Source organism: Paraburkholderia sp. TE9906 (assembly GCF_056279605.1).
This window is the reverse complement of sequence record NZ_JBWCCT010000007.1, coordinates 446,783-473,502: the sequence shown is the minus strand read 5'-3', so window position 1 is coordinate 473,502 and position 26,720 is coordinate 446,783. Positions and strand designations below refer to the sequence as shown.

Sequence of the window (26,720 nt, the reverse complement as noted above, 5' to 3'; positions counted from 1 at the left end):
GGGTCGCCGTTTTGTTTGTGCGTGTTGATACGGATGACTACGTATTTGCTGCCAGCAGCTACGTTCCCGGAAAGCGCGCGGAAGGACCGGTGCACGCGCTTCACGCAAGAACGCGATTCAGGTTCACGCAAGAACCCGGGCAAGAGAGTCTGGCAAGAGCCCAACTAAAGACCCGCTAAAGTACCCACAAAAAAAAGCCCGCCACGGTTCCCCGTGACGGGCTATCGAATCTCTGCATGACCCGGCGCCACAAAAGCGCCGGCCCTTCAGCTACTCGCACATAGCCGGCTTACTTGGCTTTTTCCGCCGAGTTCGAGATGGCGTTGCCGCCCTTCGAAATATCCTCGCCCGCGCCGGCCACCGTGTTGCAGCCGGAGAGCGCGGCCACCGAGCCAGCAATGAGAAACAATGCGATCAGTCGAGCCATGGAAGTTCTCCTTGTCGAGAATGCGTCGATTGACGTGCCGATGGTGCGTGGCACGCGCTAGCTATCGTCCGACCGGGGCTTACGCCAGTCGATCCGGTCTGATTGCATGGTAAAAAAAGGGCGGGGGCGGCGCTGTCAGTTACGCTGCGATTTTGTTGTAGGCGTGTTCCGGTGTTTGCGTCGGCGCACTCCTACAATGCGGCTCGGCGGTGCCGCGCCGCCTCGCTAGACGGGCGTTCGTGAAGGCGTCGCCGGCGGCAGATCGACCGACGGCGTCGCGGTGCTGACGCTCGGCATCGCCACGTCGATGTCGGTGCCGTTCGGCACGCCGCGCCGGATCTCGAAGTGCCCGCCACGCGCGGCGACTCGCTGACGCATGCCGAGCAGCCCATGCGTATGCGTGCGCTTCAGATCGGCCGGCTGGATGCCGACGCCGTTGTCGGCGATATGCAGCGCCACCTGGCCGTCGCCGACCTGCAACGCGATCGACACCTTCGAGGCCCTCGCGTACTTCGCGGCATTCGTCAGCGATTCCTGCGCGACGCGAAAGAGCGCGATCTCGGTCTGCTCGTCGAGCTGGATGTCGTCGGCGGGCAGGTGCAGTTCGAGCGTCCAGTTGTTGCGCTGCGCGGCTTCGTCGGCGAGCGTGCGCAGCGCGGTGACGAGCCCGAAGTTCGCCAGGACCGTGGGCCGCATGTCCTCGATGATGCGCCGCTTCAACGCGATGCCCTGGTCGAGATTGGCGAGCGCGCGCGTGAGTTTTTCGGAGATGTCGGGCGCGCTGTCCTTCAGCTTGCGGTTGGCCCACGCGACGTCCATCTTGCTGGCCGTCAGGATCGCGCCGAGTTCGTCGTGCAGTTCGCGCGCGAGCTGGGTCTTTTCGTTTTCGCTGACCGCCTGCAAGTGCCAGCCGAGCGCTTCGAGCTGACGCGTGCGTTCAGCGACGAGCTGGTCGAGTCCTTCCTGCTGCGTGATCAACTGACGCTGCACGCGTGCCTGCCGGTCGATCTGGATCCCGAGATTGCGGAACAGGAGGATGAACAGCACGATGTTCAGCGCCGACAGGCCCGCCGCGCACAGTGTCGAGATCCGCTGATCGGCGCGGCTCGCGGCGAGCGCGTGCTGCGCGCGGCGCTCCTCGTTGTCGCGCAGCAGCGTGAGGGTGCTGTCGATCAGCGAGGCGTCGGCGGGATTGACGTCGCTCGCGCTGCCGCATGCGCCGAGATCGAGTGGCTGCGCCGCCGCGTGTTGCAACGCGGCGGCGCCCGCGCCGATGCGCGCTTCGATCAGCGCGAGAATCTGCGTGAAGCTGGCGAGTTCGGCGCTGTCCGCGCGGCCGCCGCGGTAGAAGCGGTCAAGTTGCTGCGTGCTCTGACGAATACGTGCCGCGGTCGAACAGAAAGCGTGGGCGGACGCGTCTTCCTTCGTCAGAAGAAAATGGTTCTGCTCGGCGGACAGGCGCGATAGCTGACTCGCGAGTGTGCTCAGTTGCACGGTGACATCGCGCGCTTCGAGCGCGGTTTCGTATTCGGCGGTGATGCGTTGGCGCGCCGTTTCGAGAATCACGAGCCCGCCCACCGTGATGACGATCGCCACCGTCATCGCAATCGCCCAGCTGCGGGCACGCATCCAGTCGGCGAGTCGCGCTGCTGCGCCTTGGCCGGCTAACGCTGGCGCGCTCGACAGGTTCTGAACATCTGGCACATTCGGCTCCTCGGATGGGCCATCAGTGTAACGTCCGCGGCGTCCGGGGCCTTCACCGCGCATCCCCCGGCGTAACGCCGCCGTAATCCCATGTAAGCGGATTCTCACACGAAAACCGGCGTGCGCCGGAATGCGCGCGGCCCTGCGGATCGATAGGATGGACCTGATCGTTCATTCACTGTTTCCGGAGGAAGCCATCATGTTGAAGTGGGCGTTGTTCTTCGCCGTCATCGCGGTGATCGCGGGGCTTCTCGGCTTTACCGGCATCGCGGCCGGCGCGGCGGCGATCGCGAAGTTCCTGTTCGTCGTGTTCGTCATTCTGTGCGTGGTGTTCCTCGTGCTGGGCTTCGTGGTGACGAAGAAAATCATCGATTAGCGCCGCTGCGGCGAGCCGGTTGCGTGCCATTTCTCCGGTAGCGCGGAGCGGCTCGCGTCAGGCCGATGCCAGTCAGTATCGGTCGATATCCGTCGATACCCACAGAAAAGGAGAGTCGCCATGCTTCACTATGCCGTTGTCTTTTTCGTGATTGCGATCATTGCCGCCGTGTTCGGTTTTACCGGCATCGCGGCAGGCGCGGCCGAAATTGCGAAGATTCTGTTCTATATTTTTCTGGTCGTGTTCGTGGTCACGTTGCTGCTCGGCGTATTCCGAACATAGACCTGCGCGCACCAACGCGTAGTCTTGATCTCTACCGGCGCATCAGGCGCGATTCGTGCGGGATGCGCGGTTTCCCCCAATACCGCAGAAAGGAGAATTTCGATGGCGAACCAATCTGGCGACACCTTTGTGATGGACGTCAAGAAGATCCGCGAGGATGCGCGCAAGCACATGTCGGACGGCGCGGTCACGCAGACCTATGGCGCGGATCTGAAGACGGTGCTGAAGCTGCTCAACGACGCGCTGGCCACCGAAATCGTCTGTGTGCTGCGCTATAAGCGGCATCACTTCATGGCCAAGGGCATCAATTCGGAAGCCGTGGCGGCGGAATTCGCCGCACATGCGGCCGAAGAGCAGGGCCACGCGGACAGCATCGCCGAGCGCATCGTGCAGCTGGGCGGCGAGCCGGACTTCGCGCCGGACGGTTTGAAGACGCGCGCGCACTCCGAGTACAAGGAAGGCGGGAACCTCACGGACATGATCAAGGAGAATCTGATCGCCGAGCGCATCGCGATCGACACGTACCGCGAGATCATCCGCTATCTCGGCGAGAAGGACGTGACGACGCGGCGTCTGTTCGAAGACATTCTCGCCGTCGAAGAAGAGCATGCCGACGATATGGCGGACCTGCTCGCGGGCCGGGAATAAGGAAAACGCACGAGGCAGTGCGGGCGGCGCGGCGCGCGCGGGCGAGTCCGAAGGTGTGCCGCGTCGCAGGCGTCTTTCGTTTCGTGGACCTCCGGCTGAGCCCGTGCCGGAGGTCATTACAATGTCTGCTTTGGAGCGATTCCATCGCGGGGACACCAGACCGATGATTCGAGTGTTGATAGCCGACGACCATGCGATCGTCCGAGGTGGCTTCAGGCAGTTCGTCGCCGACGAGCCGGATATGTGCGTCGCGGCCGAAGCCGCCACCGGCGACGAAACCATCAGCCTCGTGCGGGAGCAGGCATTCGACGTGGTGCTGCTCGACATCGCGATGCCGGACAAGAACGGCATCGACACGTTGCGCGTGATCAGGCAGGTGCGTCCCGAACAGGGCGTGCTGATCCTGTCGGGCTACCCCGAGAGTCAATATGCGATCAACCTGCTGCGCGCGGGCGCGAACGGTTATCTGAACAAGGACTGCGAGCCCGACGAAATCGTGCGGGCGATTCGCGCGGTGGCGCGCGGGCATCGTTATCTGTCGGAGGCGGTGGCCGACACGCTCGCCGACAATCTCGACAAGCCGGCCGCGGGGCGGCCGCATGAAGCGCTGTCCGAGCGTGAGTTCCAGATCTTCTGCAAGCTCGCGGCCGGGCAGATTCCCACCGAGATCGCGGAGGAACTGCATCTGTCCGTGAAGACGGTGAGCACGTACCGCGCGCGCGTGCTGGAGAAGATGCGGTTGGCGAACAATGCCGATCTGACTTATTACGCGATCAAGAACGGCTTGATCGAATAATGGACGATCGAGATACCCTGATGAACAGCGAATCGAACCGAGTTGCCGAGCAAACCTGTCCCGCTCCGTTGCGCGTGCTGCTGATCGAGGATTCGCCGCTGATCCGTCGCAGCCTCGTGGAGGCGATCGACGCCTCGGGTTTGCTGCAAGTGGCCGCGTATGCCGATTCCGCCGATCAGGCGATTGCGCTGCTCAGCGACGAAGCCTTCGATGCGGTCATCGTCGACCTGCAGTTGCGGGAGGGCTCGGGCGCGCCGGTGCTGGCCTATTTGCAGCGCGAAGGGCTGATCGACTCGATGTTCGCAGCCGTGCTGACCAATCATGCGTTGCCCGCCTATCGGGAGCGCTGCGAGCAGTACGGCGTGCGCCACTTCTACGACAAATCGTTCGAGTTCGATCGTGTGATCGACGCGCTGCACGAGTATGCGTCGGCGCGAAGCGGCGGGTGAGTGCGCCGTGTGGAAGAGGAGTCGGTGCGGCCTAAAGCGGATGCGCAGACGCGAAGCAAACGCGAAATGGCACCGAGCGTGAGAGCAGCGCGAACCAGATGCGAGATGAGCGCTGTGAGGCAAGCGCTCTGAGACAAGCGCTCTGAGACAAGCGCTCTGAGACAAGCGCTCTGAGACAAGCGCTCTAAGACAAGCGCGAGCCGAGCACAAGGCAAGACGAGCACAAGCCGAGCGCTAATCAGCCTTGCAGGAACGCGGGTCGAGCGTGACGCAAGTGCACTCTCAGCCCGTGCGCCGGCCACTCAGCCTAATGCCCCGCGCGACGGCAGCCGCAAATGATTCCACGCCGCCAGCCCCGCGAAGACGATCCCCGCCACGCTGACGCCGAGCCACCCAAAGGCCGGCCAGACCACCGCGCCGACGCCCGAGCCGAGCGCTCCGCCGATGAAATAGGCGACCATGTACACCGTATTCACGCGGCTGCGTGCCTCGGGTTTCAGCGCGTAAATGCGCGATTGATTGGAAATCTGCGCGGCCTGCACGCCAATGTCGAGCACGATCACGCCCACCACCAGCCCTGCGATACTCCTGGCCGACGCGCCGAACACGACGAACGCGAGCGCCACCAGCACGATCGACACGGTGACGATCGCGCGCGGTCCGCGCCGGTCGGCGAACTTGCCGGCGAGCGGGGCGGCCATCGCCCCCGCCGCGCCGACGATCCCGAACAGCCCCGCCGCCTGCGGCCCGAGATGAAACGGCGCGCCTGCCAGCAGCAATGCCAGCACCGACCAGAAAATGCTGAATGCCGCGAACAGCGCCGCGCCGGTCAGCGACGCTTCACGCAGCGCGCGATGCTCGACCAGCAGATGCCACATCGACACCAGCAGCTTGCCGTAGGGCAGCGTCGAGGTCGGCTGGCTCTTCGGCAGGCGCAGGATGATCACGACCGCGAGCGCCAGCAGGGCGACCACGGATGCGCCGAACACCGCGCGCCAGCCGAAATACTCGGCGATCAGACCCGAGGCGGTCCGCGCGAGCAGGATGCCCAGCAGCAGGCCGCTCATCACCGTGCCGACCGCGTGGCCGCGTTCGGCCGGCGGCGCGAGTTCGGCCGCGAACGGCACCGCCTGCTGCGCGATCGTGGAGAGCACGCCGATCGCCAGACTCGCGACGATCAACACCGCGAGCGTCGGCGCGGCCGCCGCCACGACCAGCGCGACGCACATGGCGGCGATCTGCAGCAGGATCAGGCGGCGGCGGTCGAAGCGATCGCCGAGCGGTGCGAGCAGCAGCATGCCGGCTGCATAGCCGAGCTGGGTGACAGCGGGCACCGTGCCGACCCACGACGCGCTGCCCGGAAACGACTGGCGGAAGTTGTCGAGCAGCGGCTGGTTGTAATAGATGTTCGCGACCGAGACACCGGCGATGGTGGCGAGCAGAAACAGCAGGCCGCGCAACGACCGGTCGGCGGAAGCGGGGGTGGAAGCGTCGGAAATGGACATGAGAGAGGCGGGTCGACGGACCGGCCCATGCACGGTCCTCAAGCGTGCCGATCATACCGGAGCGGGGCGGTTTGTGCTGACGGCGGCGAAGTGTGCGAAAAAGCGTCGGCGGACAGCCGTTTGCCGCATCGGCCCGCAGATTGACGGGTGGTTCGCGCGCCTTGTGTGTCGTAAAGCGGCGTGCTTCCCGGGACAGGTGCAAACGGGGCCGTTCGCGATTCTCGTGATACGTACCGGTGCTGGCTGCTCAGCGATGACATGATTCATGCGATCTGCGTCGAGATAGCGATGCCCGCGAACTGTTTCTTGCAGGCCGTGCTCGTCGCCGCGCTCGGGATGCCGTATTTCAGGTGGTCCCGGCGCGTGAGCGGCGACGCTCAGTCGATCAACGCGCCTTCGGGCTCGTAAAACGGATAGGGTCCGTCGGCGCGCTCCACATACGCGTGGTGCGTGACGATGCCCGTGGCCGGATCGTAGCGATGCAACGCATACGCCGGCGGTTCCATCACGAACACCGACGGCGCATCGTCGCGCAGATCGAGCCCGACCTGATGGCCGGGCGCCGGCACCGCGGACGCGATCGTACCGCCGAAGCGCACGAACATCGGCCGATGGACGTGCCCGCAAATCACCCGCTCCACGTTCGGATGAAGTGCGATCAACGCCGAGAGCCTGGCGGATGCGGCAGGGTCGAGCCTCAGTGAGTCCATATGGCCGATGCCGCAGGTGAATGGCGGATGATGCAAGGCCACCACCGTCGGCGTGTTCCCGGCCGCGTCGAGTTGCGCCGCGAGCCACGCGAGTCGTGCGTCGCACAGCGTGCCGGCGCTTTGGCCGGGGACCATCGAATCGAGTGCGATCACGCGCAGCGGCCCGACGTCCACCGCGTACTGCACGAACTCGCCGCCGCTGCGCAATTCCGCGCGCTCGGGAAACGCCGCGCGCAACGCGGTGCGTTCATCGTGATTGCCGACCAGCAGGAAGTAGGGGATGGCCAGCGGCGCGAGCAAGGTCTTCAGGTGTTCGTACTGTTCCGGGTCGCCTTGATCGACGAGGTCGCCGGTCATGATCACGGCGTCGGGACGCGGTTCGAGCGCATTGAGCGCGGCGACGCAGCGCGCGAGGTAGGCGGCCGTGTCGACCCGGCTGTATGCGAGCGCGCCGGGCCGTTTGATATGCAGGTCGCTAATTTGAGCCAGCAGCATGGGGAGTCCTTGTCATTGCGCGCCGGGACATGGCGCGGCGTTGTTACGATAGCGCAATCAGCGCGTCCTGCGAGATCGAGATGCCGACCGGTGTGCCGCGCGCCAGCTCGACGCGCCCGGCCACGTCGATCAGCAGCGGGTCCGGTGCGGCGCCCCCGATCGTCAGACGGGTGCGCTCGCCGAGAAACGCGCTGCTTTCGATGCGGCCGCGCAGATGCGCGCTCGCCGGGTCGGCCAGCCATGCGTCTTCGGGGCGGAAGAAAATCTCGTGCGGCTGATGCGGGTGCGGGCTCGTGGGTGGGGGCATCGACGGCAGCGGCACGGCGCCGCCGCTCGTCATTAGCATGCCGTCGCGCGCTTCGCCAGCGACCCGGTTGATCGTGCCGACGAATTGCGCGACGCTCCGGTTCGCCGGCCGATAGTAGATGTCGCGCGGCGAGCCGATCTGTTCGATGCGTCCCGCGCTCATCACGACGATGCGGTCGCCCAGTTCCATCGCCTCCGCCTGGTCGTGCGTCACGTAGACGGTCGTGATGCCCAGCTCGCGCAGCAATGCATTCATCTCGCTGCGCAAGGTGTCGCGCAGGCGCGCGTCGAGCGCGGTGAGCGGCTCGTCGAGCAGCAGCACGCGCGGCTGCACCGCGAGTGCGCGCGCCAGCGCCACGCGTTGACGCTGACCGCCCGAAAGCTGGTCGATGGGTTTGTCGGCGTGGGCGCTGAGACGCATCATGCCGAGCAACTCGTCGACCCGCTGCCGCGCGGCGGCAGCCGGCATGCGCCTGATCTTCAGGCCGTAGCCGATGTTGCCGCGCACACTCAGGTTGGGAAACAACGCGTAGCTCTGGAACACCATGCCGACCTGGCGCTTTTCGATCGGCAACGCGGTGACGTCGTCGTCGCCGAACGCGATGCGCCCGCCCGCGTCCGGTGTTTCGAGTCCGGCGATCATGCGCAGGGTCGTGGTCTTGCCGCAGCCGGAGGGCCCAAGCAGGACCAGCGTTTCACCCGCGTCGATCCGTAGATCGAGCGGTTCGAGCACGCGCGTGCCGCGAAAGGTTTTCGCGCATTGCGTGAGCGTGATCGGAATGGAGGCAGGTTTCATGGCGTGTCGATGGAGTTCGATGAGGGCTGGCGGAAATGTTCCTGGCGGGATGCGCAGCGCCTGGCACCACGTCGGTCGCTGCATCCGCTGCAAGCTGTTTCGCAGTAGAGCCGTTGCCGCGTTTCGCCGCCGCGCTGCGCTGGCCGGTCGCATCGACGCCGAGCCATTGCATCGCGACGAGCAGAGGCATCGTCATGATGAAGAACAGAATGGTGTACGCGCTGCCGATCTCGATGCGCAACGACGCGTAGGTGTCGGCGAGGCCGACCGGCAGCGTCTTCGTCTCGGGTGTGTGCAGCATCCACGTGAGGTTGAATTCGCCGATCGACAGCGTCAGCACCGCCAGCGCGCCGGCGACGATGCCCGGCCGCGCGTTCGGCAGCACGATCGTCACGAAGCGTGCGAAGAAGCTCGCGCCGAGACTCGCCGCGCCTTCCTCGAGCGTGCGCAGATCGCTGCTCGCGCATACCGCGGCGACCGCGCGCACCATGAGCGGCAACGTGAACACCACGTGCCCGACCACGATGAACGCGGCGCTCATGCGAAACCGCGTGAAGCCGCCGTAGATCACCAGCAGCGCGAGCGCGGACGCGAGACCGGGCAGTGCGATCGGCAGCACGAGAAACTCTTCGATGACGCGCGAGAGCCGCGTCCTGCTGCGCGCGAGCACGTAGCCCGCGGGCACGCCGGTCAGCAACGTGATGAGGAGTGTCGCCGCCGCCACTTCGAGCGACAGCCACACCGAGCTGTGATACTGCGTCCACACTTCGACGAGCCAGCGCAGCGTGAGTCCGCTGGCGATGCCCTTGAAGTAGTTGACCGTCAGCCCGGCCATGATCGACATGATGACCGGCACGATCAGAAACGCACACAGCAGTAGCGTGACGAACCATTGACCGGCGGCGAGCCATGTTCGCGCGCCGGGCGCGCGCAGCCGCAAGCGCGAAGCGGTGCCTGAATGAGTCTCAGATCGTGCTGAAGCAGTGATGGAATTCATCGACGTGTTGTCGTCAGGTTGGGATGCGCCGGGTCGGGACATGCTACTCATGCGCTCGCCGCCACCGCCGCGCCGCTCACGCTGCGCGCGAACGCCAGCACGGCCCACGTGACGATGCCGAGCACGATGGACAGACCCGCGGCCGTCACCATGTTCGCGTTGAGGGTGAACTCGGTATAGATGGTCATCGGCAGCACGTCGATGTCGGTGGCGAGCGTGAAGGCCGTGCCGAACGCGCCCATCGCGGTGGCGAAGCACACGGCCCCCGCCGCGACCAGCCCCGGCGACAGCGCGGGCAACACGATGTCGCGCGTGATGCGCCACGGCGATGCGCCGAGCGAGCGCGCCGCTTCTTCGAGCGAGGCGTCGAGCTTGGTCGCCGAGGCCATCACCGTGACGATCACGCGCGGAATCGAGAAGTACAGGTAGCCGAGAAAGAGGCCGCTCATCGAATACGCGAACACCCAGCGCTCGCCGGTGAGTTTCAGCGACAGCGCGCCGATCAACCCCTGGCGTCCAGCCAGCATGATGACCATGAAGCCGACCACCACGCCGGGAAACGCGAGCGGAAACGTCAGCAGCGCGAGCAGCGTGCGCTTGAACGCGAACTCGCGGCGCGCGAGCAGCAGCCCGGCGATCACCGACAACACCAGCGTCGCCGCCGTGACCGCCGCCGACAGCAGGACGGTCGCGCCGAGGCTCGACATGTAGCGCGGATTCGTCAGCATCGCGCGATAGGTGGCGAACGCGTGGCCGTCGCCGCTCAACTGCGCAAGCGCGGCCATCGGCAGCAGCCAGAACGCGAGGAACACCGCCAGCGCCGGGGCGAGCAACGCGATGCGCCAGCGCAGCGGGAACGTGATGTCGTTCAATGCATCACCTGCAGATAGCGTTCGCCGAAGCTCGCCTGCTTCTCGGCCATCTTGCCGAAATCGACCGCTTTCGCGCGGGCATAGTCGCTCGCGGGCAGGAATTTCGCGGCGGCTTCCGCGCTCATCGCATTGGCACGGACCGGGCGCAGATAGGCGTCGGCCCACAGCTTCTGGCCTTCGTCCGACAGCACGAAGTCGAGCACCTTGCGACCGTTCGCGTCGTGCGGCGCGCCTTTCACGAGGCTCATCACGTAGGGCACCGAGATCGTGCCTTCCTTCGGAATCACGAACTCGACGTTCGCGTGATCCTTGTACTTCGCGCGATAGGCGTCGAAATCGTAGTCGAGCAGGATCGGGATTTCACCGGACATCACGCGCGCGTACGCGGTCTGCTTCGGCACGATCGGCGCGTTGGCCTTCAGCTTGCGGAACCAGTCGAGGCCGGGCTCGAAGTTATCGAGCGTGCCGCCGAGCGCCTGGTTCACCGCGACCGCGCCCGCATAGCCGACGAACGCGCTCGACGGATCGAGGTAGCCGATCATGCCTTTGTATTCCGGCTTCAGCAGATCAGCCCACGAGCGCGGCACCGGCTTGCCTTCGAGCGCGTCCTTGTTGACGAAAAAGCCCAGCGTGCCCGAGTGGATCGTGAACCAGTAGCCTTGCGGGTCTTTCAGGTTGGCGGGGATGTCGTTCCAGTGCGCCGGCTTGTACGGCTGGATCACACCCTTGTCCTTCGCCTGGAATGCCGACGATACGCCGAGGTACACCACGTCGGCGACCGGGCTTTTCTGCTCGGCCATCAGCTGCGCGATCGACTGGCCGGAGTTCTTGTTGTCGAACGGCACACGGATGCCGGTCTTCTGCTGGATCGCCTTGATCTGGCTGGCCCAGTCGGCCCATTCCGGCGGGCAGTTGTAGCAGATCGCGGTTTCGTCGGCATGGGCCGCCTGCGGGGCGACGGCGGCGAGCGCCGCGCCGGTGGCGATCATGACGTGCGCGAGACGGCGCCACAGCGGTTTGAGCGACGAGGCGAAGCGTGAGGGTGAGCGGATCACTGCGGGTCTCCTGGAGAGGACGAGAGCGGGTGGTTTGAGGTTGGGTCGATCAAACGGGCTTTGGGGCTTTCTGCTTTTTGCGAGGCCGCGCAGGTGAGGTGTGTGTGCGACGCATGCGACTCACGTCACTCACAGCCTCGGCGCGGCTCGTGCAGCGGGTCAGGCCAACGGTTGTTCGGTCGCCGCCGAAGCACGCGGCGATGTACTGTCCGTGCGATTCGAAATCGCCGCGATGGTCGCGCCTTCGCGCAAGCTGTGCGGCAAGGTCAATGCGAGCGATGTGTTGGCGGATGCGTCGTCGTCGCCGGTGACACGCGCGAGCAGGCGCCGCCAGGCCGCACAGCCGATCTCGCGATTCGGCGCGCAAATGCTCGCGAGCGGCGGCGACAGCAGCTCGCCCATCGCGAGGCCGTCGAAGCCGAGAATCGACATGTCCTGCGGAATCCGCAGACGCGCGCGACGCAGGCCGCGCATCACGACCATCGCGAGCAGGTCGTTGCTGCAGAAGAGGGCGGTCGGGCGACTCTGTCCGCTCGTCAGATGCGCGAGCACGGACGGCGCCAGTTCTTCCGCGTTGAAATCGACTTCGAGCGCTGGCGCGGGCGTGAGACCGGCTTGCTGCATGGCCTGCGCGTAGCCGAGATGGCGTTGACGCGCGCGGTCCGATGCGGCCAGCGTGCCTGCCAGCATCAGGATGCGGCGATGGCCGTGGGCGATCAGCGAGCGCACGCCGTCGTAGGCGGCGAGCCGATTGTCGACCGATACCGACGGCCGCCGCACCGTGTCGTTGTGCATCAGCACGTAGAGCAGGCCGGCGCGGTCGAGTTCGTCGAGCAGCGGATGCGTGTCGGCGTCGGTGACGGTCAGAATCAGGCCTTCGACGCGCTGTTCGCGCAGCGTTTCGATGGCGTGGCGTTCGCGGTCCGCGTCGTACTGGGTGGTCATCAGCATGAGCCGGTAGCCTTGCGCCGACGCGAGTTCGTCGATGCCTTGCAGGCACTCGGCGAACACCGGATTGGCGAGCGTCGGCAGGATCACGCCGATCAGCCGTGTGCGCTCGCCGCGCAGCTGCCGGCCGAGCGGGCTGGGGCGGAAGTTCAGGGCGTCGATCGATTGACGCACCTTGTCGAGCGTGATCGGGTTCACGGTATGCGGCGCATTGATCGCGCGCGAGACCGTGGCGATGGAGAAGCCCGCGTGGGCGGCGACATCTTTGATCGTCGGGATCATGGTTTCCGCTCTGGCTGTAAACGTTTTCGTGAGCGGATTATCGGGAACGTTTGTGACTGCCGGATGACTCCGGTTCGAGCGAGGCGAGGGGGAATGGCGGCGGGTGTCTGCGGCACGAGGCGCCGGTTGGTGCGCCCGCCGGGCAATGGTAGAATTCGCGTCCACGCGCGATTGCAGCCCCTGCCGGGGTGATGAAATTGGTAAACATAGCGGACTTAAAATCCGCCGCTTAACAGCTTACGGGTTCAAGTCCCGTCCCCGGCACCACGCTTGCAGCAAAGAGTCCTACGCTTTTTGCTCCCTTCCTGCGGGTGCGTGGGGTGTCGGTTTTTCTGCCCTGAACCGGATTTCTCGGCTCCTTCATCTTCTGCCCGATCTTCTCGACTGCGGCCGCCAATCTTTCTGTGACCAGGTGCGAATACCGCCTGGTCGACACGACCGACTTGTGCCCGAACACCCCCTCCAACTGTGAATAGGTCGATCCCGGCATTGATCATCTCCGATGCCTCGCCATGCCGCAGGTCGTGGGACTTCGTGTTTGGATAACCGGGCGCGACACGCGCTCGCTTCCATGCTTTCTCGAACTGCTTGATCGTCAAGGTGAAGCGCATGCGGCGCGCTAAGACCGCGACGCACGGGTGACCACCGCAGCGCCAGATCTGGATGCATGCTGAATGCCGGGTTGTATTGATGAGGCTGTCGCGCTCATCGCCGGTGCTATGATCATCTGTGAAACAGGGAGAGCAACATGACTCCGCGCGCGAAGTACCACGACTATTGGTATGAGATTTCGGCCACTTCCGTAGACCCGGATGGTTCGCAATGGCAGGGTGAACTCAGACTCGGCAGGTACGGAACCGGAGAGACCATTCTGGACGGGCACCTCGTCCCAGGATACTTCGACACTGAGCCTGAAGCACGAGACGCCGCCGACGCGTATGCGCGTGTCTATATCGATCAGCTCTGACCGCAGACAGGCTAAGGTGGGTCGATCATGGGTTCAGGCTCCATTCGAGCAGCGGTTGATCGGCGCGGACGTACAACGGATGGCGTGGGGAGCCGTCCTTCGTCGTGCCGAGACACCAGAGGCGCGCGCCGGCATTGCGCATGATGCTGGCGACTCGATTGGCCCGCTCGAGCCTGGCGTTCGATCCCCAGGCGCACACGACGTCGCCACACTCGCGGGCGAAATTCCACAGGTAATCGTCGTTATCGGGACCGACCGGATCAGGATGCGTCCAGAGCGCCGCTGGATTCGTCGAACGCAGCGCGTAGAGGTTCGCAACCGCGAGGCCGTTGCAGTCCCATATCTTCGCGAAGCCGCGGCATCGGCGAATGGTGGGGTCGTCGAGCTGCGCATCTGCGGTGCTTGGGTTGAGCATGATGAACAGGGCCGTCGACTTAACCGGCGCCAACGATTCAGCGGCACGCGTCAGGCGATAGCGATATGCGCCGCAAGGGCTGATAACGGCGCTCACGATTGATCCTCGACAAAAGAAGCGGCGCATAATGCTGAGATCCCTTTGTCAACACGATGGAGGTGGATGTGACCACTCTCGCTATAGACGCCATTCGCATCAATCCGGCGAACGACAGGATTACCCACGTGCGCTGGGCTCCCGTCGACCCGTCGACGCGTGACTGGTTGTCTCCCACCTCGATTGTCGAGGTAGACGAAGTCGTGGCCGCGATACGTCGGGGAGATGCTGTTTGGTCCCTTTTTACTCTTGGCGGCACACGGTACCTGGGGCCAAAAATTGTGACTGTCGCTCACACCAACGGCCACGACGGGATTAACACCGATGTCCCTGGCGATCATGTCGAGAAATGCATCGACGATCTGCCGCGCATTTGATTGCATACCTTTAAGATCGCTCGGCACTGCGCCTGCATTAGTGGTCATGGTGCCCTCACTCATTTCCCGATTGCTTCGCGCGCTGCGCGGATGAACTCTGCTGCCGCTTGCGCGTTGATCGCGTTACCGTAGGCACGCCGGCCGCGACGACAGCCAAGCCACTCGCCCGAGCAAAGCGTTCAACGGGATGTTCGCGCACTCGCGACCGTCCTTGTGATCGCGCGTAGTCGGCGTCGGCCGCGAAGTACGTTCGGTCGCGGATGTGCGGAGCACCGACGCGCGCACACGGGAAAGGTGTCGCCCCGCAGGCGCAAATCCAAGGCTCCCAGGTCATCGAAAACAAGGTCGATCCAAGGCTCGACGCCCCTGCTTGCAACCTGCTCGCCAAAGGCGATTGCAGGGCCGCGCTCCTGGATAGCGGCGCGGGCGAGTTCCAGTGTGGCGGGTGCCCGGTCGTGATCAGAAAGCGGGCGCGAAGCTCGGCATGTGCTTTGCGTGACACAGTAAGGCCATGCCGTCGAGCTTGCGCGCGTCTTCGTCCGTGATCGGGGCCGAATAATGTTCCGCAACATCAGGGGGCACGCTGATAGTGACGGCGCGCTCTATCGACGCCTCCACATGAGAACGTGGCACAACACAGAATTTCACTTGCCCAGCCTCTTCATCGTAGACGCTGATTAATGCCAACTCGCTCTTGCTCATCAGTCTCCTCTACACAGTTGATAGTTTCCGAACGCGCGCTGTTTGCACAGTACGTAATGAGTTCAGAATTCGTTTCGCCGATACGGTCGAACTGCGCTGACGACGACCTCTTTACACGTTAAGCGAATATCGAGTCCGATATTGGGTTCAAGATCGAACCGGATCAAATCGTCGGGTGCGGCCGACAAGGAGATCTGCATGATCGAGGCTTCTTCAAGCATCGCATCGACATCGATCTCCGAGCTGTGAATATCCAGGAGATCCAGCACGACCAGATAATCGGGGCCTGCGTCGGCGCGAGGGGCCGCGTAACGGTTGTGCAACACCTCCAGCTGGAGATCGATCAGGTAGCGTCCGCGATCAGCCTGCGGCGGTGTCGAATCCGCGGTTTCGAATGGACGCCGCTTTCGTTGTAAAGAGAACGTCGCCACGGCCGAGTCGTGAAAGGACGGATATTCGCCGAGAATTTTAATGAGCAAACCATTGTTTCTCGCCAGTTCCCAGCCCCATGTCCTGTTTTCACTGCTCATTCGTTTCTCCCTCGAAACACGCTCTACCTGCGATTGATCGGTGACATCGGAAAATGAGTGTCATCTCTCACTCCCGCGTCGAAGTTATGGCCGTGTGCGTCCCCGCGACTCTGATGATATTGGGCGCATAGGTTGCCGTTCGAATCGAAGTAATCTACGTCAAGGCCGCTCGGATTGATGCGATAGCCGCCCGGTTCGTTGCCTGTCAGGCGGACTCCGCGTGCAGCGATCTCCTCCGCGTCGCCAATAGTATCCGGCGTGTACTCGAACGGCTGCGCATCCGCCAGTGGCGTCGACAGGTCCGCCGGGAGGTCATCGGTCTTCATCGCGTTGCGGGCAGCGATACGCTTTGCTTGCTGCGTGCCGGGGTCATACGGGCCGGACAGCAAAGGTTCTCCCGGAGGAAACGCAGCACCCTCGGCCCACGGCGTGGCCCAGCGCGTTACTGCATCGACGAACCCCATAGCAGCCCCGCTGCTGGGCGGCAGCAACCCACTGGCGATACCACCTGGCGATGGCTCTTGCGCGACCAGCACCACGCTCTCGCCACGAATCATCGACCGCAGGGTCTCTACCACTTCGAGATCCGCACCGACTCTCAGGAGCCGCTGGTGCCAGTAAAAATGCGTTCCGAGAAACGCGCGGACGCGTCGCACAAGTGCGGCATCACGAGCCCAGACATCGGCGTATGCGCGTTGCGTGAATTCTTGCCTTCCTCAACCACCTGTTTCTGCTCGGCCGTGAGAAAGATTCGCCCACCCTCATACGCATCCCTGCTGTACATCATCCCGCGGTGCGAAGCATCTGATTTGAGTTCCGTTCCCATTGTTCTGTATCGGGAAGTCAAGCAGGTGCCGAAAAGTATCCTGGAACGCGAAGTGATATTGTCAAGAAAGGTTGTGGCTTGCGTTCACCTGGCGCCGCTGTGATTCCTCCGGAACTCGTTGCGCCCGGTGTCGATGTCGCGGAGTATCTCGCGGCCATTCCCGACGTCGCGGCGGCCGGCGTAGCCAGCCGTGTTACGCTCCCTCGGCCGCCGATGAGGCGACGCGCACACACATACCCACCACCATGTCCCACCTGAAATACCTGACCGGCTACCCGGCGCCTTTGCAAGAGAAGGTGAGAAAGCTTATCGCCGACGAGCAACTGGGCGCCTATCTCAGCACGCGTTACCCGAACACGCACGACGTGCAAACGGACCGCGCGCTGTACGCCTACTGCGCTGACCTGAAACGCGAACACCTGCGCAGTGCCGATCAGATCGACAAGGTCACTTACGACAGCAAACTCGACGTGGTACGCCACGCGTTGGGCCTGCACACGAGCATCTCGCGCGCGCAGGGCGGCAAGCTGAAGGCGAAGAAGGAAATCCGCATTGCGTCGCTATTCAAAGGCGCGGCGCCGGAGTTTCTGAAGATGATCGTGGTGCACGAACTCGCTCATCTGAAGGAGAGCGATCACAACAAGGCGTTCTATCGTCTCTGCGAGTTCATGCAACCGGGCTACCATCAGATCGAATTCGATTTGCGTCTGTATCTGACGCATCGCGATCTGACGAAGAAGCAGGGCTGAAGGCCCTTCACGCCGCCACTGCCTCGAGCGCCGCCGACGCCTTCAGCAACACCGGAATCGACTTCGAAGTCGGCGTACCCGCGCCATCGGCCACCGACGACAGCGGCACGAGCGGATTCGTCTCCGGGTAATAAGCGCCGAGGCACCCGCGCGGAATGTCGTACTCCACGAGCAGAAAGCCGTCGGCATGCCGCTCGATGCCATCGGCCCACACGCTCGTGATATCCACCCGCTGTCCCGCGACGAAACCCAGCATCGCCAGATCGTCCCTGTTCGCGAACAGCACGCGCCGTTGCCCATAGACGCCGCGATAGCGGTCGTCGAGCCCGTAAATCGTCGTGTTGTACTGATCGTGCGAACGCGTGGTCATCAGCGTCATCAGCTTCTCGCCATGCTGCTTGCGCGCCTGATGAATCGGCGTCGCGACGTCGATCGCATGCACGAGGAACTGCGCCTTGCCGCTCGGCGTCTTCCAGATCCGCTCGCGCGACGCCACGCCCAGGTGAAAACCGCCCGGGTTTTTCAGGCGCTCGTTGTAATCGTGGAAGCCGTCGATCACCTTCGCGATGCCGTCGCGGATCAACGCGTAATCCGCCGCCTGCGCGAGCCAATCCACCTTGCCGCTGCCGAGCGTCGCATGCGCCATCCGCGCGACGATCGCAATCTCCGACAGCAGATTCTCCGACGCCGGCTTGTTCATTCCATACGAGATGTGCACCATGCTCATCGAATCCTCGACGCTCACGCCTTGCGCGACGCCATTCTGCAGGTCGATCTCGGTGCGCCCGAGCGTCGGCAGGATCAATGCGTCGCGGCCATGCACGAGGTGGCTGCGGTTCAGCTTGGTCGTGATGTGCACGGTCAGATCGCAGGAGCGCATGGCTTCCCACGTGCGCGGCGTATCAGGCGTCGCGATCGAGAAGTTGCCGCCGAGACCGATGAACACCTTCACCTTGCCGTCGAGCATCGCCTGGATCGTGTTGACCACGTCGAGCCCGTGCTCGCGCGGCGGCTCGAAATCGTAGACCTCGCCGAGCCGGTCGAGAAACGCCTGAGTCGGCTTCTCCTCGATACCGACCGTGCGGTCGCCCTGCACGTTCGAATGGCCGCGCACCGGGCACAACCCCGCGCCGCGCCGGCCGATATTGCCGCGCATCATCATCAGGTTCGACAGCAGTTGCACCGTCGGCACCGAATTCTTGTGCTGCGTGAGGCCCATGCCCCACGTCGAAATCACTGCGCGTCCCTGCACGTAGATGTCGGCGAGCTTCAGCACGTCGTCGAACGGCGCGCCCGCTTCGGCGACGATGGTGTCCCAGCGCTCGGCGCGCAGATCGTCGGCGAACGCGTCGAAGCCCACCGTGTGTTCGGCGATGAAGCCGACGTCCAGCACGCGTTCGAGACCGGAGGCGAGCGCTTCGTCGTCGAGTTCGATCACGCGCTTGGCGACGCCCTTGATCAGCGCGAAGTCGCCGCCCACTTTCGGGCGAATGAACACGGAGCTGATTTTCGTGCTGCCCATCGTCAGCATTTCCACCGGATGCTGCGGGCTCGCGAAGCGTTCGAGGCCGCGCTCCTTCAGCGGATTGATCGACACGATGGTCGCGCCGCGCTTCGCGCACTCGCGCAGTTCGCCGAGCATGCGCGGATGGTTGGTGGCTGGATTCTGGCCGAAGATCAGCAGCGTGTCGGCGTGTTCGAAGTCGTCGAGCGTGACCGTGCCCTTGCCGATGCCGACCGTATGCGGCAAGCCGCGGCTGGTCGCTTCGTGGCACATGTTCGAGCAGTCGGGGAAGTTGTTGGTGCCGTACATGCGCACGAACAGCTGATACAGAAACGCGGCCTCGTTGCTCGCGCGGCCCGACGTGTAGAAAGCGGCGCGGTCCGGATCGTCGAGTTGCTTCAGGTGGCGCGCGATCAGATCGAACGCTTCGTGCCAGCCGATCGGCACGTAGCGGTCGGAGAGCGCGTCGTAGACGAGCGGGTCGGTCAGGCGGCCGTGCTGTTCGAGTTCGAAGTCCGACTGCGCCATCAGTTCTTCGACCGTGTGCTGCGCGAAGAAGGCGGGCGTCACGCGCTTGCTGGTCGCCTCGGCGGCCACCGCCTTGACGCCGTTCTCGCAGAACTCGAAGGTGGACGCGTGCTCGCGATCCGGCCACGCGCAGCCGGGGCAGTCGAAGCCGTCCGGCTGATTCTGCTTGAGCAGCGTGCGGTAGTTGCCGCCCGTCACCTTTTCCTTGAGCAGGTTGATGGCAACGTACTTCAGCGCGCCCCAGCCGGCGGCCGGGTGCGTGTAGGGTTCGATACGGGGTTCGCTGCGAGCTTCGGATTTCTTCATGATCTTGCCGCTGGATAAGGCCTGGCGCGTGTGAACGGCGCTTGTTAAGCCGATGCCTGCAAGACTACTGTGTTCCAAAAAATGCGCTGCATACAGAAAATCGAAAAGCGGAGGGATACAGTTGGCGGATTTCTGTCATAGACTGGCGCTTCCCACCACGTTTGCGTTTGATCCAGGCCCTTGAAACTGTACGAGAAGCTCGCCGATGAAATGACCGAAGCCGTGCGCCGCGGCGTGTTCGCGGCGGGCGAGCGGATTTTGTCGGTGCGCCAGGCGAGCCAGCAGCACGGCGTGAGCATCAAGACGGTGCTGCATGCGTACGCGTTGCTGGAAAGCCGGGGCATTGTCGAGAGCCGGCCGCAGTCCGGCTATTTCGTGCGTGACGCCGCTGCGCGGGCGCTTGCTCCCGCCGCACCGCAGCCGGGCCGCAGCCGGGCGCCGCAAGCCGCGCCAGTGGCGGCCGAGGTGGACGTGAGCCGGCTCGTGCTGTCGACGCTGCGCAGCATCCGCGCGCACGACGCCGTGCCGTTCGGCTCGCCCTATCCCGATCCGTCGCTGTTCCCATGGCGGCGCATCAACCAGTACGCGAACGCGATTGCGCGCCGTCAGGCGAGCTGGAATCTGATCGACGACCTGCCGCCAGGCAACCCCGAGTTGATCCGCCAGATCGCGCGGCGCTACGCCGAAAACGGCATGCCGGTCGATCCCGGCGAGATCGTCATCACGCTCGGCGCGACCGAAGCGATCAACCTGAGCCTGCAGGCGGTCGCCAAACCGGGCGATACGGTGGCCGTCGAATCGCCGACTTACTACGCGATGCTGCACGCGATCGAGCGCCTCGGCATGCGCGCGATCGAAGTGGCGACACATCCGCGGGACGGCATCGACATCGAGGCGCTTGCGCAGGTGATCGCGCGGCAGAAGATCGCCGCGTGCATGGTGATGCCGAACTTCCAGAATCCGCTCGGTTTCCAGATGCCCGACGCGCGTAAGCGGCAACTGGTCGAGCTGCTCGCCGCGCACGAGATTCCCGCGATCGAGAACGACGTCTACCAGGAGCTCTATTTCGGCGAGGCGCGGCCGTCGACGCTGAAGACCTACGACACGAAGGGACTGGTGCTGCACTGCGCGTCGTTCTCGAAGAGTCTGACGGCGTCGTACCGGATCGGCTGGGCGCTGCCGGGACGCTACCGCGCGCAGGTCGAGAAGCTGAAGTTTCTCAATACGCTGACCACGCCTTCGGTGCCGCAGGTCGCCGTCGCCGATTACTTGCGGCAGGATGGCTACGATCGTCATCTGCGGCACGTGCGCAAGGTGTACCGGCAGCAGGCGAGCATCATGACGGCGCTGGTGCAGCGCTTTTTCCCGGTCGGCACGCGCATGTCGACGCCGCAAGGCGGCTATGTGCTGTGGGTGGAATTGCCCGACAGCGTCGATTCGATGCGGCTCTATCAGGCGGCGCTCGCGCGCAGCATCACGGTCGGGCCCGGCATGATGTTTTCGACGCGCAACGATTTTCGCCATTTCATCCGGCTCAACTACAGCTATCCGTGGACGGCGCAGACCGAGGCGGCGCTGAAGACGCTGGGTGAACTCGTCAAACAGATGACGTAAAGATGACGTAACAAAGAGGAGACACGAATGGACGACGATGAAATCGATCCGGTGCTGGCCGCCGTGCTCGCGCAACTGTGGCGCGCGCATCGGGAAACGCCGGGCGGCGCGTGGTCGCTCGCGAAGCTGTCGAAGCAGGCGGGCGTGCCGATGAGCGGCTTGCGGCGCCAGTTGACGGCGCTCGCCGACGGCGGTCTGGTGGACACCACCTTCGACGAGGAGGGCACCGGCACCGCGCGGTTGAGCGAACTGGGCGAGGGGGTGTGCGCGGAGTTGTTCGGCGGCGAGGGCGAGGCGCCGGATGTCGAGCAGGCCGATGAGCCGCCGCCGAAACTTCACTGATGTGTGCGGTGACCCGAGGCACGTGAGGCACGTGAGGCATGCGAGGCACGCGGGATGACGGGGCCTGGGCGGCTAACTCGCCTGTGTGGTCAACGCCCCCCGCACCTCGCACGATGTTGCCTAACGCACCGGCGGCAGGAACTTCAGCAACGCATCGGTAACGGCCTCCGGCTGCTCTTCCGCGACCCAATGCCCCGCGCCGTCGATCTGCACGGCTTGCACGTCGAGCGCGACATGGCGCAGCTCCTCGCCGACGATCGGCCCGAGGCTGCCCGCTCCGCCGATCCCCAGCACCGGCATCGTCAGCTTGCGCTGCGCGAACGCCTGGTTCTGCCGCGCGTCCGCAGGAAACGCCCGGTAGTACTCGAAGCCCGCGCGCAGCGCGCCCGGCATCGCGTATTCGCGCGCGTAGGTTTCTTCGACGTCGTTCGTGAAAGCCCGCGAATTGACCGCTTCGGAATTGTGGAACCACTTCAGGTACGCGAGTTCGCGGCCTGCGATCAACATTTCCGGCAGGTCCTGCACCGCATAAAAGCGGAAGTGCCAGGTGCGCGGCATCTGCACGATCCGATCCCACGGCTCGATGCCGGGCAACGGCACATCGAGGATCGCGAGCGTGCGCACTTCGTCGGGATGCTGCGCGGCATATGCATACGCGACCATGCCGCCCATGTCGTGACCGACCACGTTCACGTCCGGGCCGAGGTTCAGTTGCGCGACCAGCGCGTGGATATCGTCGGCGATGCTGGCCTTCTCGTAGCCCGTCGCGGGTTTGGCGGTGTCGCCGAGGCCGCGCAGGTCCGGCGCGAGCACGGTGTAGCCGCGCGCGACCAGTTGCGGCATCACGAAGCGCCACATGAACGAAGTCGAGCCCCAGCCATGCAGCAGCACGACCGGCGTGCCGTGTCCTTGAGCGAGCAGGTAGTGGTAGCGCACGCCGTTCACGTCGATCTTGCCGTCGCGGATTTTCGCGGATGCCGCGGCCAGCGCGGACGAATCCGGCGCGAGGGCGGCCGGTGCGCCGGCGGCGTTCGTGGCGTCGCCGGCGCTGTGCGCGGCGGGCGCGATGGCCGCGAGCGACATCGACAGCGCAACGGCCAGCAAAGCGGAAGACAGTTTCAGACGCATGATTGTCTCGTTGGGAAAAAGGGCGCCCGCCGGGTCGTCCTTCACGGAGACCCGGGTGTCGGGAGCACAGGGGGGTGGTTGGACGCGGCGCAGCGCACGCCGACGGACGAACCGGCTCAATCGCGACATGAGCCGCCGCGATGTCGGGCGCCCGTGCCGGGCCGCGAGCCCGGCGACGACGCTGTCCTGGCTGTCCTTAAAGCTGGCTCATCCCGCCATCGACGATGATTTCCGTGCCGACGATGAACGCCGATTCGGGCGCGGCGAGATGCAGCACGGTCGAGGCGATTTCTTCCGCCTTGCCGAAGCGGCCGACCGGCACCTGGGCGAGAATCTGGGCGGCGGTGGCTTCGAGCGCGGCGGCGTCGAGGCCGAGCTTGCCGTACAGCGGCGTTTGCACCGGGCCGGGGCTCACGACGTTGACGCGCACGCCTTGCGGCAGCAATTCCGCCGACAGCGTCTTCGCGAGCGAGATCAACGCGGCCTTGCTCGCCGCGTACACCGACGATGCCGGCATGCCGATATGCGCATTGATCGACCCGTTCATCACAATCGACGCGCCCTTGTTCAGGAGCGGCAGCAAGGCCTGGATCTGGAAATACGCGCCTTTGACGTTGGTGTTGAACGTGGCGTCCCAGAAGGTTTCGTCGACGTCGGGGAAGGGCGCGAACTTCGCGGTGCCGGCGTTCACGAACACGGCGTCGAGCCGGATGCCCGCGGCGTCGATCGCGGCGGCCAGTTCGCGGGCCGAGGCGATCGAACCGGCGTCGTTGCGCACGGCGAGCGCATTCGCGCCGAGCTGGGTGCGAGCGGTGTCGAGCGCGTCGGCGTCACGTCCGGTGACGACGACACGCGCGCCTTCATCCGCGAAGGCCTTGGCGGCCGCGAAGCCGATGCCGCTGCTGCCGCCGGTGACGAGAACCGATTTACCCTGGAAGCGAGTCATGTTATTTCTCCGAAAGAGTGTTGCGGGTTGGTGAGAAGGATATTGCGCCTGATAAAGGGCCTTGCCGTACCACTTTCTTGATGCACTCGTTCGAAGATATCGAACATGTCTGCCCGACACTGCGCCGGACCCCACAATACGGGTTTCGTTATGGGCGGGATAACGGATAAAAATTTTTCCGCTGAAATTGGCCTTCGAATATGGCCCCGTATGCTGACGCCTTGCCCGGACAGTCCGGGCATTGTGGCAGGCACGGTCAACCATCTTCGGAGAATCCATGAAAACAAAGCTGGCGCGAGCGCTGACCCATTCATTGCGCATCAATGCCGTCCGTTCCGTGCTGGACACCGCATGCAACGCCTGCGTCGGGGTCACTGCCGCGGCGCTCCTCGCGTTCGGCGCGGGGCCCGCGGCTGCGGCGAACACGCAGCCGGTCGGCATCGCGTTCGTCTATCTCGGCAATCCGGGCGACGCCGGCTGGACCTATGCGCACGAGCAGGGCGTGAAAGAGGTCGAGGCGAAGTTCGGCGACAAGATCAAGGTGACGCGGGTCGAGAACGTGCCGGAGTCGGCGGATTCGGAGCGCGTGTTTCGCGATCTCGCGGCCAAGGGCAACAAGATCGTGGTGGGGTCGAGCTTCGGCTTCCAGGATTTCGAGCTGAAAGTCGCGAAGGACTTTCCGGACACCGTGTTCGAACACGCGACGGGTTTCAAGAAAGCGGGCAACTTCGCGACCTATGACGTGCGCACCTATCAGAGCGCTTATCTGGCCGGCCTGGTCGCGGGCTATACGACCAAATCGAACACGTTGGGCTTTGTCGGCTCGGTGCCGGTGCCGGAAGTGGTGCGCAACATCAACGCGTTCACGATGGGCGCGCGCTCGGTCAACCCGAACGCGCGCGTGAAGGTGGTGTGGATCAACAGCTGGTTCGACCCGGGCCGCGAAAAGCAGGCCGCCGAAACGCTGATCGGCCAGGGCGCCGACGTGCTGATCCAGAACACCGATTCGACCGCGACGATGCAGACCGCCGAGCAGAAGAAAGTGCATGCGTTCGGCTGGGATTCCGACATGAAGAAGTTCGGGCCGAACGCGCAACTCGGCGCGTGCGTGAGCAACTGGGGTGTGTATTACACCCATCTGGTCGAGCAGGTGATATCGAATACGTGGACCAACGCGCCGGTGTGGTGGGGGCTCAAAGAGAACGCGATCGATCTCGCGGACATTAACACCAGCGCCGTGTCGCCGGTCGCGCAAAAGGCGCTGAGCCAGAAGCGCGACGACATCATCTCCGGCAAATTCAATCCGTTTGCCGGGCCGATCGTGGACCAATCCGGCGCGGTGAAGGTCGCCGCCGGCAAGTCGTTGAGCGACGCGGAACTGCTGCGCCTGAACTGGTTCGTGCAGGGCGTGGACGGCACGCTGCCGAAATGAGCGATTAGTTTGGCTCACTAACTATTGTCGAAGGAGAGCGTCGTTGAGTCTGAGCGATTCGAATGAGACTGTCGCGCAAGCGGCGAACGCGCCGCCACAAGGATTGACGCCGACGCACGAGCAGATCGTGCGGCATCTGCGGCATTCGAGCCGGATCGCCGAGCGCGCGACGCTGCTCGGCCATCATCCGTTCGGCGCGGTGCTGGTCGGGCCGGACCAGGAAACCGTGCTGATGGAGCAGGGCAATGTCGATACGGTGAATCATGCCGAATCGGTGCTGGCGCGCGTGGCGGCGTTGAACTTCACGCCGGAGTATCTGTGGAGCTGCACGCTGTACACGTCGGTCGAGCCTTGCTGCATGTGCGCCGGCACGATGTACTGGGCCAACATCGGGCGGGTCGTGTTCGGCATGACCGAGAAGCGTCTGTTGGAGGCGACCGGCAATCACGCGGAGAACCCGACGATGAGCGTCGATTGCCGCTATGTGTTCGATCATTGCCAGAAGCGGGTGGAGGTGATCGGGCCGATCGCCGAGGTCGAAGCCGAAGTGATGGAGGTGCAGCGGCGGTTCTGGAGCGGGCGGTAGCGAGGGCTTTCTGTTTGCGGCTGTCGGGTTGTGTGTCGGCGCGAGCCGTGGATGAAGGCTTCAGGGAGCGCCACGGGCATACGCATGGATACGCGTGCCCGTGGCGCTCGCTCACTTGCGGGTCTGTCGTCTGTTTATGAAGCACGCCGCCCTATTGCGACGCGCTCGCCTGCATTTGCGATGACCCCACCATCGCGACCCCGCAGAACCAGTCGCTGCCGTGCACCTTGTATTTCCATGGATGGCCGGTCTCCCTGATCACGGTCGAACACTGCTCGTTCACCACCGGGCCGGGGTTCGCCGCCGTGCATTGAAGCAGCGTGGTTGCCGCTGCCTGAGCCGTCGTCGACGGTTTTCGCCGACCACCGGATGCATCCGGCGCACCCGGTTCCGTTGCGACAGCGTCTGCGCCCGCGCTCGACGGCGCAAGTGGCGTCCCTGTCCGCATGCTGTCGATCAGCCGCTGCAACTCCTCGATACGCGTCGCATACCACGTCCCCAGACACGCCGCGTCGCGGCAATTCGCTTCGCGCCATGCCCACTTGCTGTCGCTGTCATCGAGAAACGCACGACGGTCGACGACTCGCCGACGCGCTTTCCAGTACAGTTGCCCGAGCGTGTCGTCGAGCTTCGAAAGCGCGGGATCGTTGCAGATCATGCGTTCGGTAAGCGAGCGTCCCCTGTGACAGTCGAAGCTGGTGGCGTGGGCGGGCAGATGCGCGAGCATCAGACCGGCGATCAGAAGCGGACGAAAAACTTTCATGGCGTTCCCGGCGTTGCGTGGATTTCTCATGCAACGGATGATCGGCCGGGCAGCCCGAACGCAGACGCCCGAAAAACGCGTGACTTCGGGCAGGTCGTTACCAAATCTTGCTCCGCATGCGTGACGCAGAGCGGGCGGATGCGTCGCGCGACACGCCGGCCGAACGTGTTCACGCATGCGCCGTGCAAGTGCGCGGTTGGCGCACGCATGGCGCAGTGAGGTGAGCTGCGTTGCGTCTGGGAACCTCGGGCGCTCATGCGC

At 64.4% G+C, this 26,720-nt stretch carries 28 protein-coding genes, 1 tRNA gene and 1 pseudogene; 12 read left to right on the top strand and 18 right to left on the bottom strand.

Annotation, left to right across the window (positions count from 1 at the left end; genetic code table 11):
• Positions 1 to 289 precede the first annotated feature (289 nt).
• Both ACZ9H4_RS21715 and ACZ9H4_RS21710 read right to left on the bottom strand, forming a co-directional pair.
• A complete protein-coding gene (locus ACZ9H4_RS21715) occupies positions 290 to 427 on the bottom strand; it encodes an entericidin A/B family lipoprotein (protein WP_121317209.1) in 138 nt (45 codons plus the stop codon).
• A gap of 225 nt (positions 428 to 652) precedes the next feature.
• Positions 653 to 2,290: a sensor histidine kinase gene (locus tag ACZ9H4_RS21710; protein WP_476120819.1), complete on the bottom strand. Its 1,638-nt coding sequence runs from the start codon at positions 2,288 to 2,290 to the stop codon at positions 653 to 655.
• A gap of 40 nt (positions 2,291 to 2,330) precedes the next feature.
• Between ACZ9H4_RS21710 and ACZ9H4_RS21705 the strand changes: the two genes are divergently transcribed.
• From ACZ9H4_RS21705 to ACZ9H4_RS21685, 5 genes are all read left to right on the top strand, one after another.
• Positions 2,331 to 2,507, top strand: a complete 177-nt coding sequence (locus tag ACZ9H4_RS21705; RefSeq protein WP_408148328.1) for a DUF1328 domain-containing protein — start codon at positions 2,331 to 2,333, stop codon at positions 2,505 to 2,507.
• A gap of 120 nt (positions 2,508 to 2,627) precedes the next feature.
• The gene (locus ACZ9H4_RS21700; RefSeq protein ID WP_075643714.1) at positions 2,628 to 2,789 is read left to right on the top strand and encodes a DUF1328 domain-containing protein; all 162 of its coding nucleotides are present in this window, start codon (positions 2,628 to 2,630) and stop codon (positions 2,787 to 2,789) included.
• A 102-nt stretch (positions 2,790 to 2,891) separates the two neighbouring features.
• A complete protein-coding gene (locus ACZ9H4_RS21695) occupies positions 2,892 to 3,437 on the top strand; it encodes a ferritin-like domain-containing protein (RefSeq protein WP_408148261.1) in 546 nt (181 codons plus the stop codon).
• 163 nt (positions 3,438 to 3,600) lie between these two features.
• A complete protein-coding gene (locus tag ACZ9H4_RS21690; RefSeq protein WP_408148263.1) occupies positions 3,601 to 4,233 on the top strand; it encodes a response regulator in 633 nt (210 codons plus the stop codon).
• 20 nt (positions 4,234 to 4,253) lie between these two features.
• Positions 4,254 to 4,682, top strand: coding sequence for a response regulator (locus ACZ9H4_RS21685; RefSeq protein WP_408148265.1), 429 nt, complete (start codon positions 4,254 to 4,256; stop codon positions 4,680 to 4,682).
• 302 nt (positions 4,683 to 4,984) lie between these two features.
• Here the strand turns inward: ACZ9H4_RS21685 and ACZ9H4_RS21680 are convergent, their stop codons facing one another.
• From ACZ9H4_RS21680 to ACZ9H4_RS21650, 7 genes and pseudogenes are all read right to left on the bottom strand, one after another.
• The gene (locus tag ACZ9H4_RS21680) at positions 4,985 to 6,187 is read right to left on the bottom strand and encodes an MFS transporter (protein WP_408148267.1); all 1,203 of its coding nucleotides are present in this window, start codon (positions 6,185 to 6,187) and stop codon (positions 4,985 to 4,987) included.
• Between the two features lie 377 nt (positions 6,188 to 6,564).
• Positions 6,565 to 7,392 (bottom strand): phosphodiesterase, encoded by an 828-nt coding sequence (locus ACZ9H4_RS21675; protein WP_476120765.1) that lies wholly within the window; start codon positions 7,390 to 7,392, stop codon positions 6,565 to 6,567.
• 43 nt (positions 7,393 to 7,435) lie between these two features.
• Complete coding sequence (locus ACZ9H4_RS21670; protein WP_476120763.1) at positions 7,436 to 8,494, bottom strand: ABC transporter ATP-binding protein; 1,059 nt, start codon at positions 8,492 to 8,494, stop codon at positions 7,436 to 7,438.
• 97 nt (positions 8,495 to 8,591) lie between these two features.
• Positions 8,592 to 9,491 (bottom strand): annotated as a pseudogene (locus tag ACZ9H4_RS21665) (ABC transporter permease); the annotation flags it as partial.
• Positions 9,492 to 9,538: 47 nt separating this feature from the next.
• A complete protein-coding gene (locus tag ACZ9H4_RS21660; RefSeq protein WP_408148275.1) occupies positions 9,539 to 10,363 on the bottom strand; it encodes an ABC transporter permease in 825 nt (274 codons plus the stop codon).
• A complete protein-coding gene (locus ACZ9H4_RS21655) occupies positions 10,360 to 11,352 on the bottom strand; it encodes an ABC transporter substrate-binding protein (protein ID WP_408324280.1) in 993 nt (330 codons plus the stop codon). The genes ACZ9H4_RS21660 and ACZ9H4_RS21655 overlap by 4 nt, the downstream gene beginning before the upstream one ends.
• Positions 11,353 to 11,577: 225 nt before the next feature.
• Positions 11,578 to 12,648, bottom strand: a complete 1,071-nt coding sequence (locus ACZ9H4_RS21650; protein ID WP_408324237.1) for a LacI family DNA-binding transcriptional regulator — start codon at positions 12,646 to 12,648, stop codon at positions 11,578 to 11,580.
• A 182-nt stretch (positions 12,649 to 12,830) separates the two neighbouring features.
• On the opposite strand from ACZ9H4_RS21650, the gene ACZ9H4_RS21645 reads away from it, so the two are divergent.
• Positions 12,831 to 12,915, top strand: a tRNA-Leu gene (locus ACZ9H4_RS21645).
• 725 nt (positions 12,916 to 13,640) lie between these two features.
• On the opposite strand, the gene ACZ9H4_RS21640 is transcribed toward ACZ9H4_RS21645, so the two are convergent.
• Positions 13,641 to 14,126: a DUF1643 domain-containing protein gene (locus ACZ9H4_RS21640; protein WP_408156938.1), complete on the bottom strand. Its 486-nt coding sequence runs from the start codon at positions 14,124 to 14,126 to the stop codon at positions 13,641 to 13,643.
• A 68-nt stretch (positions 14,127 to 14,194) separates the two neighbouring features.
• Between ACZ9H4_RS21640 and ACZ9H4_RS21635 the strand changes: the two genes are divergently transcribed.
• Positions 14,195 to 14,503, top strand: coding sequence for a hypothetical protein (locus ACZ9H4_RS21635; protein WP_408148281.1), 309 nt, complete (start codon positions 14,195 to 14,197; stop codon positions 14,501 to 14,503).
• Positions 14,504 to 14,962: 459 nt separating this feature from the next.
• Here ACZ9H4_RS21635 and ACZ9H4_RS21630 read toward each other — a convergent pair whose 3' ends face one another.
• The 4 genes from ACZ9H4_RS21630 to ACZ9H4_RS21615 all read right to left on the bottom strand — a co-directional run bounded on the left by ACZ9H4_RS21630 (position 14,963) and on the right by ACZ9H4_RS21615 (position 16,561).
• Positions 14,963 to 15,205, bottom strand: coding sequence for a hypothetical protein (locus tag ACZ9H4_RS21630; protein WP_476120759.1), 243 nt, complete (start codon positions 15,203 to 15,205; stop codon positions 14,963 to 14,965).
• A 62-nt stretch (positions 15,206 to 15,267) separates the two neighbouring features.
• Complete coding sequence (locus ACZ9H4_RS21625) at positions 15,268 to 15,735, bottom strand: hypothetical protein (RefSeq protein WP_476120757.1); 468 nt, start codon at positions 15,733 to 15,735, stop codon at positions 15,268 to 15,270.
• A gap of 23 nt (positions 15,736 to 15,758) precedes the next feature.
• A complete protein-coding gene (locus ACZ9H4_RS21620; protein ID WP_476120755.1) occupies positions 15,759 to 16,313 on the bottom strand; it encodes a hypothetical protein in 555 nt (184 codons plus the stop codon).
• A gap of 20 nt (positions 16,314 to 16,333) precedes the next feature.
• The gene (locus ACZ9H4_RS21615) at positions 16,334 to 16,561 is read right to left on the bottom strand and encodes a hypothetical protein (RefSeq protein WP_408148289.1); all 228 of its coding nucleotides are present in this window, start codon (positions 16,559 to 16,561) and stop codon (positions 16,334 to 16,336) included.
• Between the two features lie 245 nt (positions 16,562 to 16,806).
• On the opposite strand from ACZ9H4_RS21615, the gene ACZ9H4_RS21610 reads away from it, so the two are divergent.
• A complete protein-coding gene (locus ACZ9H4_RS21610) occupies positions 16,807 to 17,310 on the top strand; it encodes a M48 metallopeptidase family protein (protein ID WP_476120752.1) in 504 nt (167 codons plus the stop codon).
• Positions 17,311 to 17,317: 7 nt separating this feature from the next.
• Here ACZ9H4_RS21610 and ACZ9H4_RS21605 read toward each other — a convergent pair whose 3' ends face one another.
• Entirely contained in the window at positions 17,318 to 19,648 is a 2,331-nt protein-coding gene (locus ACZ9H4_RS21605; protein ID WP_476120750.1) for an FdhF/YdeP family oxidoreductase, read from the bottom strand.
• A gap of 180 nt (positions 19,649 to 19,828) precedes the next feature.
• On the opposite strand from ACZ9H4_RS21605, the gene ACZ9H4_RS21600 reads away from it, so the two are divergent.
• Together ACZ9H4_RS21600 and ACZ9H4_RS21595 are read left to right on the top strand one after the other, a co-directional pair.
• The gene (locus ACZ9H4_RS21600) at positions 19,829 to 21,262 is read left to right on the top strand and encodes an aminotransferase-like domain-containing protein (protein ID WP_476120748.1); all 1,434 of its coding nucleotides are present in this window, start codon (positions 19,829 to 19,831) and stop codon (positions 21,260 to 21,262) included.
• A 27-nt stretch (positions 21,263 to 21,289) separates the two neighbouring features.
• The gene (locus ACZ9H4_RS21595) at positions 21,290 to 21,604 is read left to right on the top strand and encodes a helix-turn-helix domain-containing protein (RefSeq protein ID WP_408148297.1); all 315 of its coding nucleotides are present in this window, start codon (positions 21,290 to 21,292) and stop codon (positions 21,602 to 21,604) included.
• 120 nt (positions 21,605 to 21,724) lie between these two features.
• Here the strand turns inward: ACZ9H4_RS21595 and ACZ9H4_RS21590 are convergent, their stop codons facing one another.
• Positions 21,725 to 22,732 carry an alpha/beta fold hydrolase gene (locus ACZ9H4_RS21590; protein ID WP_476120746.1) on the bottom strand — a complete coding sequence of 336 codons (1,008 nt, stop codon included), beginning with the start codon at positions 22,730 to 22,732 and terminating at the stop codon, positions 21,725 to 21,727.
• A gap of 196 nt (positions 22,733 to 22,928) precedes the next feature.
• Positions 22,929 to 23,678 (bottom strand): SDR family oxidoreductase, encoded by a 750-nt coding sequence (locus ACZ9H4_RS21585; RefSeq protein ID WP_476120744.1) that lies wholly within the window; start codon positions 23,676 to 23,678, stop codon positions 22,929 to 22,931.
• Positions 23,679 to 23,955: 277 nt separating this feature from the next.
• Here ACZ9H4_RS21585 and ACZ9H4_RS21580 point away from each other — a divergent pair, with 277 nt between their 5' ends.
• Entirely contained in the window at positions 23,956 to 25,110 is a 1,155-nt protein-coding gene (locus ACZ9H4_RS21580) for a BMP family ABC transporter substrate-binding protein (RefSeq protein ID WP_476120742.1), read from the top strand.
• A gap of 49 nt (positions 25,111 to 25,159) precedes the next feature.
• Positions 25,160 to 25,696, top strand: a complete 537-nt coding sequence (locus ACZ9H4_RS21575) for a nucleoside deaminase (protein ID WP_408324275.1) — start codon at positions 25,160 to 25,162, stop codon at positions 25,694 to 25,696.
• A gap of 151 nt (positions 25,697 to 25,847) precedes the next feature.
• Here the strand turns inward: ACZ9H4_RS21575 and ACZ9H4_RS21570 are convergent, their stop codons facing one another.
• Entirely contained in the window at positions 25,848 to 26,459 is a 612-nt protein-coding gene (locus ACZ9H4_RS21570; RefSeq protein ID WP_476120740.1) for a lysozyme inhibitor LprI family protein, read from the bottom strand.
• Positions 26,460 to 26,720 lie beyond the last annotated feature (261 nt).

Bases quoted from the DNA above. Each gene is read 5' to 3' on its own strand.
- ACZ9H4_RS21715 (WP_121317209.1), bottom strand. From the start codon at position 427: ATGGCTCGACTGATCGCATTGTTTCTCATTGCTGGCTCGGTGGCCGCG.
- ACZ9H4_RS21705 (WP_408148328.1), top strand. From the start codon at position 2,331: ATGTTGAAGTGGGCGTTGTTCTTCGCCGTCATCGCGGTGATCGCGGGG.
- ACZ9H4_RS21700 (WP_075643714.1), top strand. From the start codon at position 2,628: ATGCTTCACTATGCCGTTGTCTTTTTCGTGATTGCGATCATTGCCGCC.
- ACZ9H4_RS21695 (WP_408148261.1), top strand. From the start codon at position 2,892: ATGGCGAACCAATCTGGCGACACCTTTGTGATGGACGTCAAGAAGATC.
- ACZ9H4_RS21690 (WP_408148263.1), top strand. From the start codon at position 3,601: ATGATTCGAGTGTTGATAGCCGACGACCATGCGATCGTCCGAGGTGGC.
- ACZ9H4_RS21685 (WP_408148265.1), top strand. From the start codon at position 4,254: ATGAACAGCGAATCGAACCGAGTTGCCGAGCAAACCTGTCCCGCTCCG.
- ACZ9H4_RS21680 (WP_408148267.1), bottom strand. From the start codon at position 6,187: ATGTCCATTTCCGACGCTTCCACCCCCGCTTCCGCCGACCGGTCGTTG.
- ACZ9H4_RS21675 (WP_476120765.1), bottom strand. From the start codon at position 7,392: ATGCTGCTGGCTCAAATTAGCGACCTGCATATCAAACGGCCCGGCGCG.
- ACZ9H4_RS21670 (WP_476120763.1), bottom strand. From the start codon at position 8,494: ATGAAACCTGCCTCCATTCCGATCACGCTCACGCAATGCGCGAAAACC.
- ACZ9H4_RS21655 (WP_408324280.1), bottom strand. From the start codon at position 11,352: ATGATCGCCACCGGCGCGGCGCTCGCCGCCGTCGCCCCGCAGGCGGCC.
- ACZ9H4_RS21650 (WP_408324237.1), bottom strand. From the start codon at position 12,648: ATGATCCCGACGATCAAAGATGTCGCCGCCCACGCGGGCTTCTCCATC.
- ACZ9H4_RS21630 (WP_476120759.1), bottom strand. From the start codon at position 15,205: ATGAGCAAGAGCGAGTTGGCATTAATCAGCGTCTACGATGAAGAGGCT.
- ACZ9H4_RS21625 (WP_476120757.1), bottom strand. From the start codon at position 15,735: ATGAGCAGTGAAAACAGGACATGGGGCTGGGAACTGGCGAGAAACAAT.
- ACZ9H4_RS21615 (WP_408148289.1), bottom strand. From the start codon at position 16,561: ATGGGAACGGAACTCAAATCAGATGCTTCGCACCGCGGGATGATGTAC.
- ACZ9H4_RS21610 (WP_476120752.1), top strand. From the start codon at position 16,807: ATGTCCCACCTGAAATACCTGACCGGCTACCCGGCGCCTTTGCAAGAG.
- ACZ9H4_RS21605 (WP_476120750.1), bottom strand. From the start codon at position 19,648: ATGAAGAAATCCGAAGCTCGCAGCGAACCCCGTATCGAACCCTACACG.
- ACZ9H4_RS21595 (WP_408148297.1), top strand. From the start codon at position 21,290: ATGGACGACGATGAAATCGATCCGGTGCTGGCCGCCGTGCTCGCGCAA.
- ACZ9H4_RS21590 (WP_476120746.1), bottom strand. From the start codon at position 22,732: ATGCGTCTGAAACTGTCTTCCGCTTTGCTGGCCGTTGCGCTGTCGATG.
- ACZ9H4_RS21585 (WP_476120744.1), bottom strand. From the start codon at position 23,678: ATGACTCGCTTCCAGGGTAAATCGGTTCTCGTCACCGGCGGCAGCAGC.
- ACZ9H4_RS21580 (WP_476120742.1), top strand. From the start codon at position 23,956: ATGAAAACAAAGCTGGCGCGAGCGCTGACCCATTCATTGCGCATCAAT.
- ACZ9H4_RS21570 (WP_476120740.1), bottom strand. From the start codon at position 26,459: ATGAAAGTTTTTCGTCCGCTTCTGATCGCCGGTCTGATGCTCGCGCAT.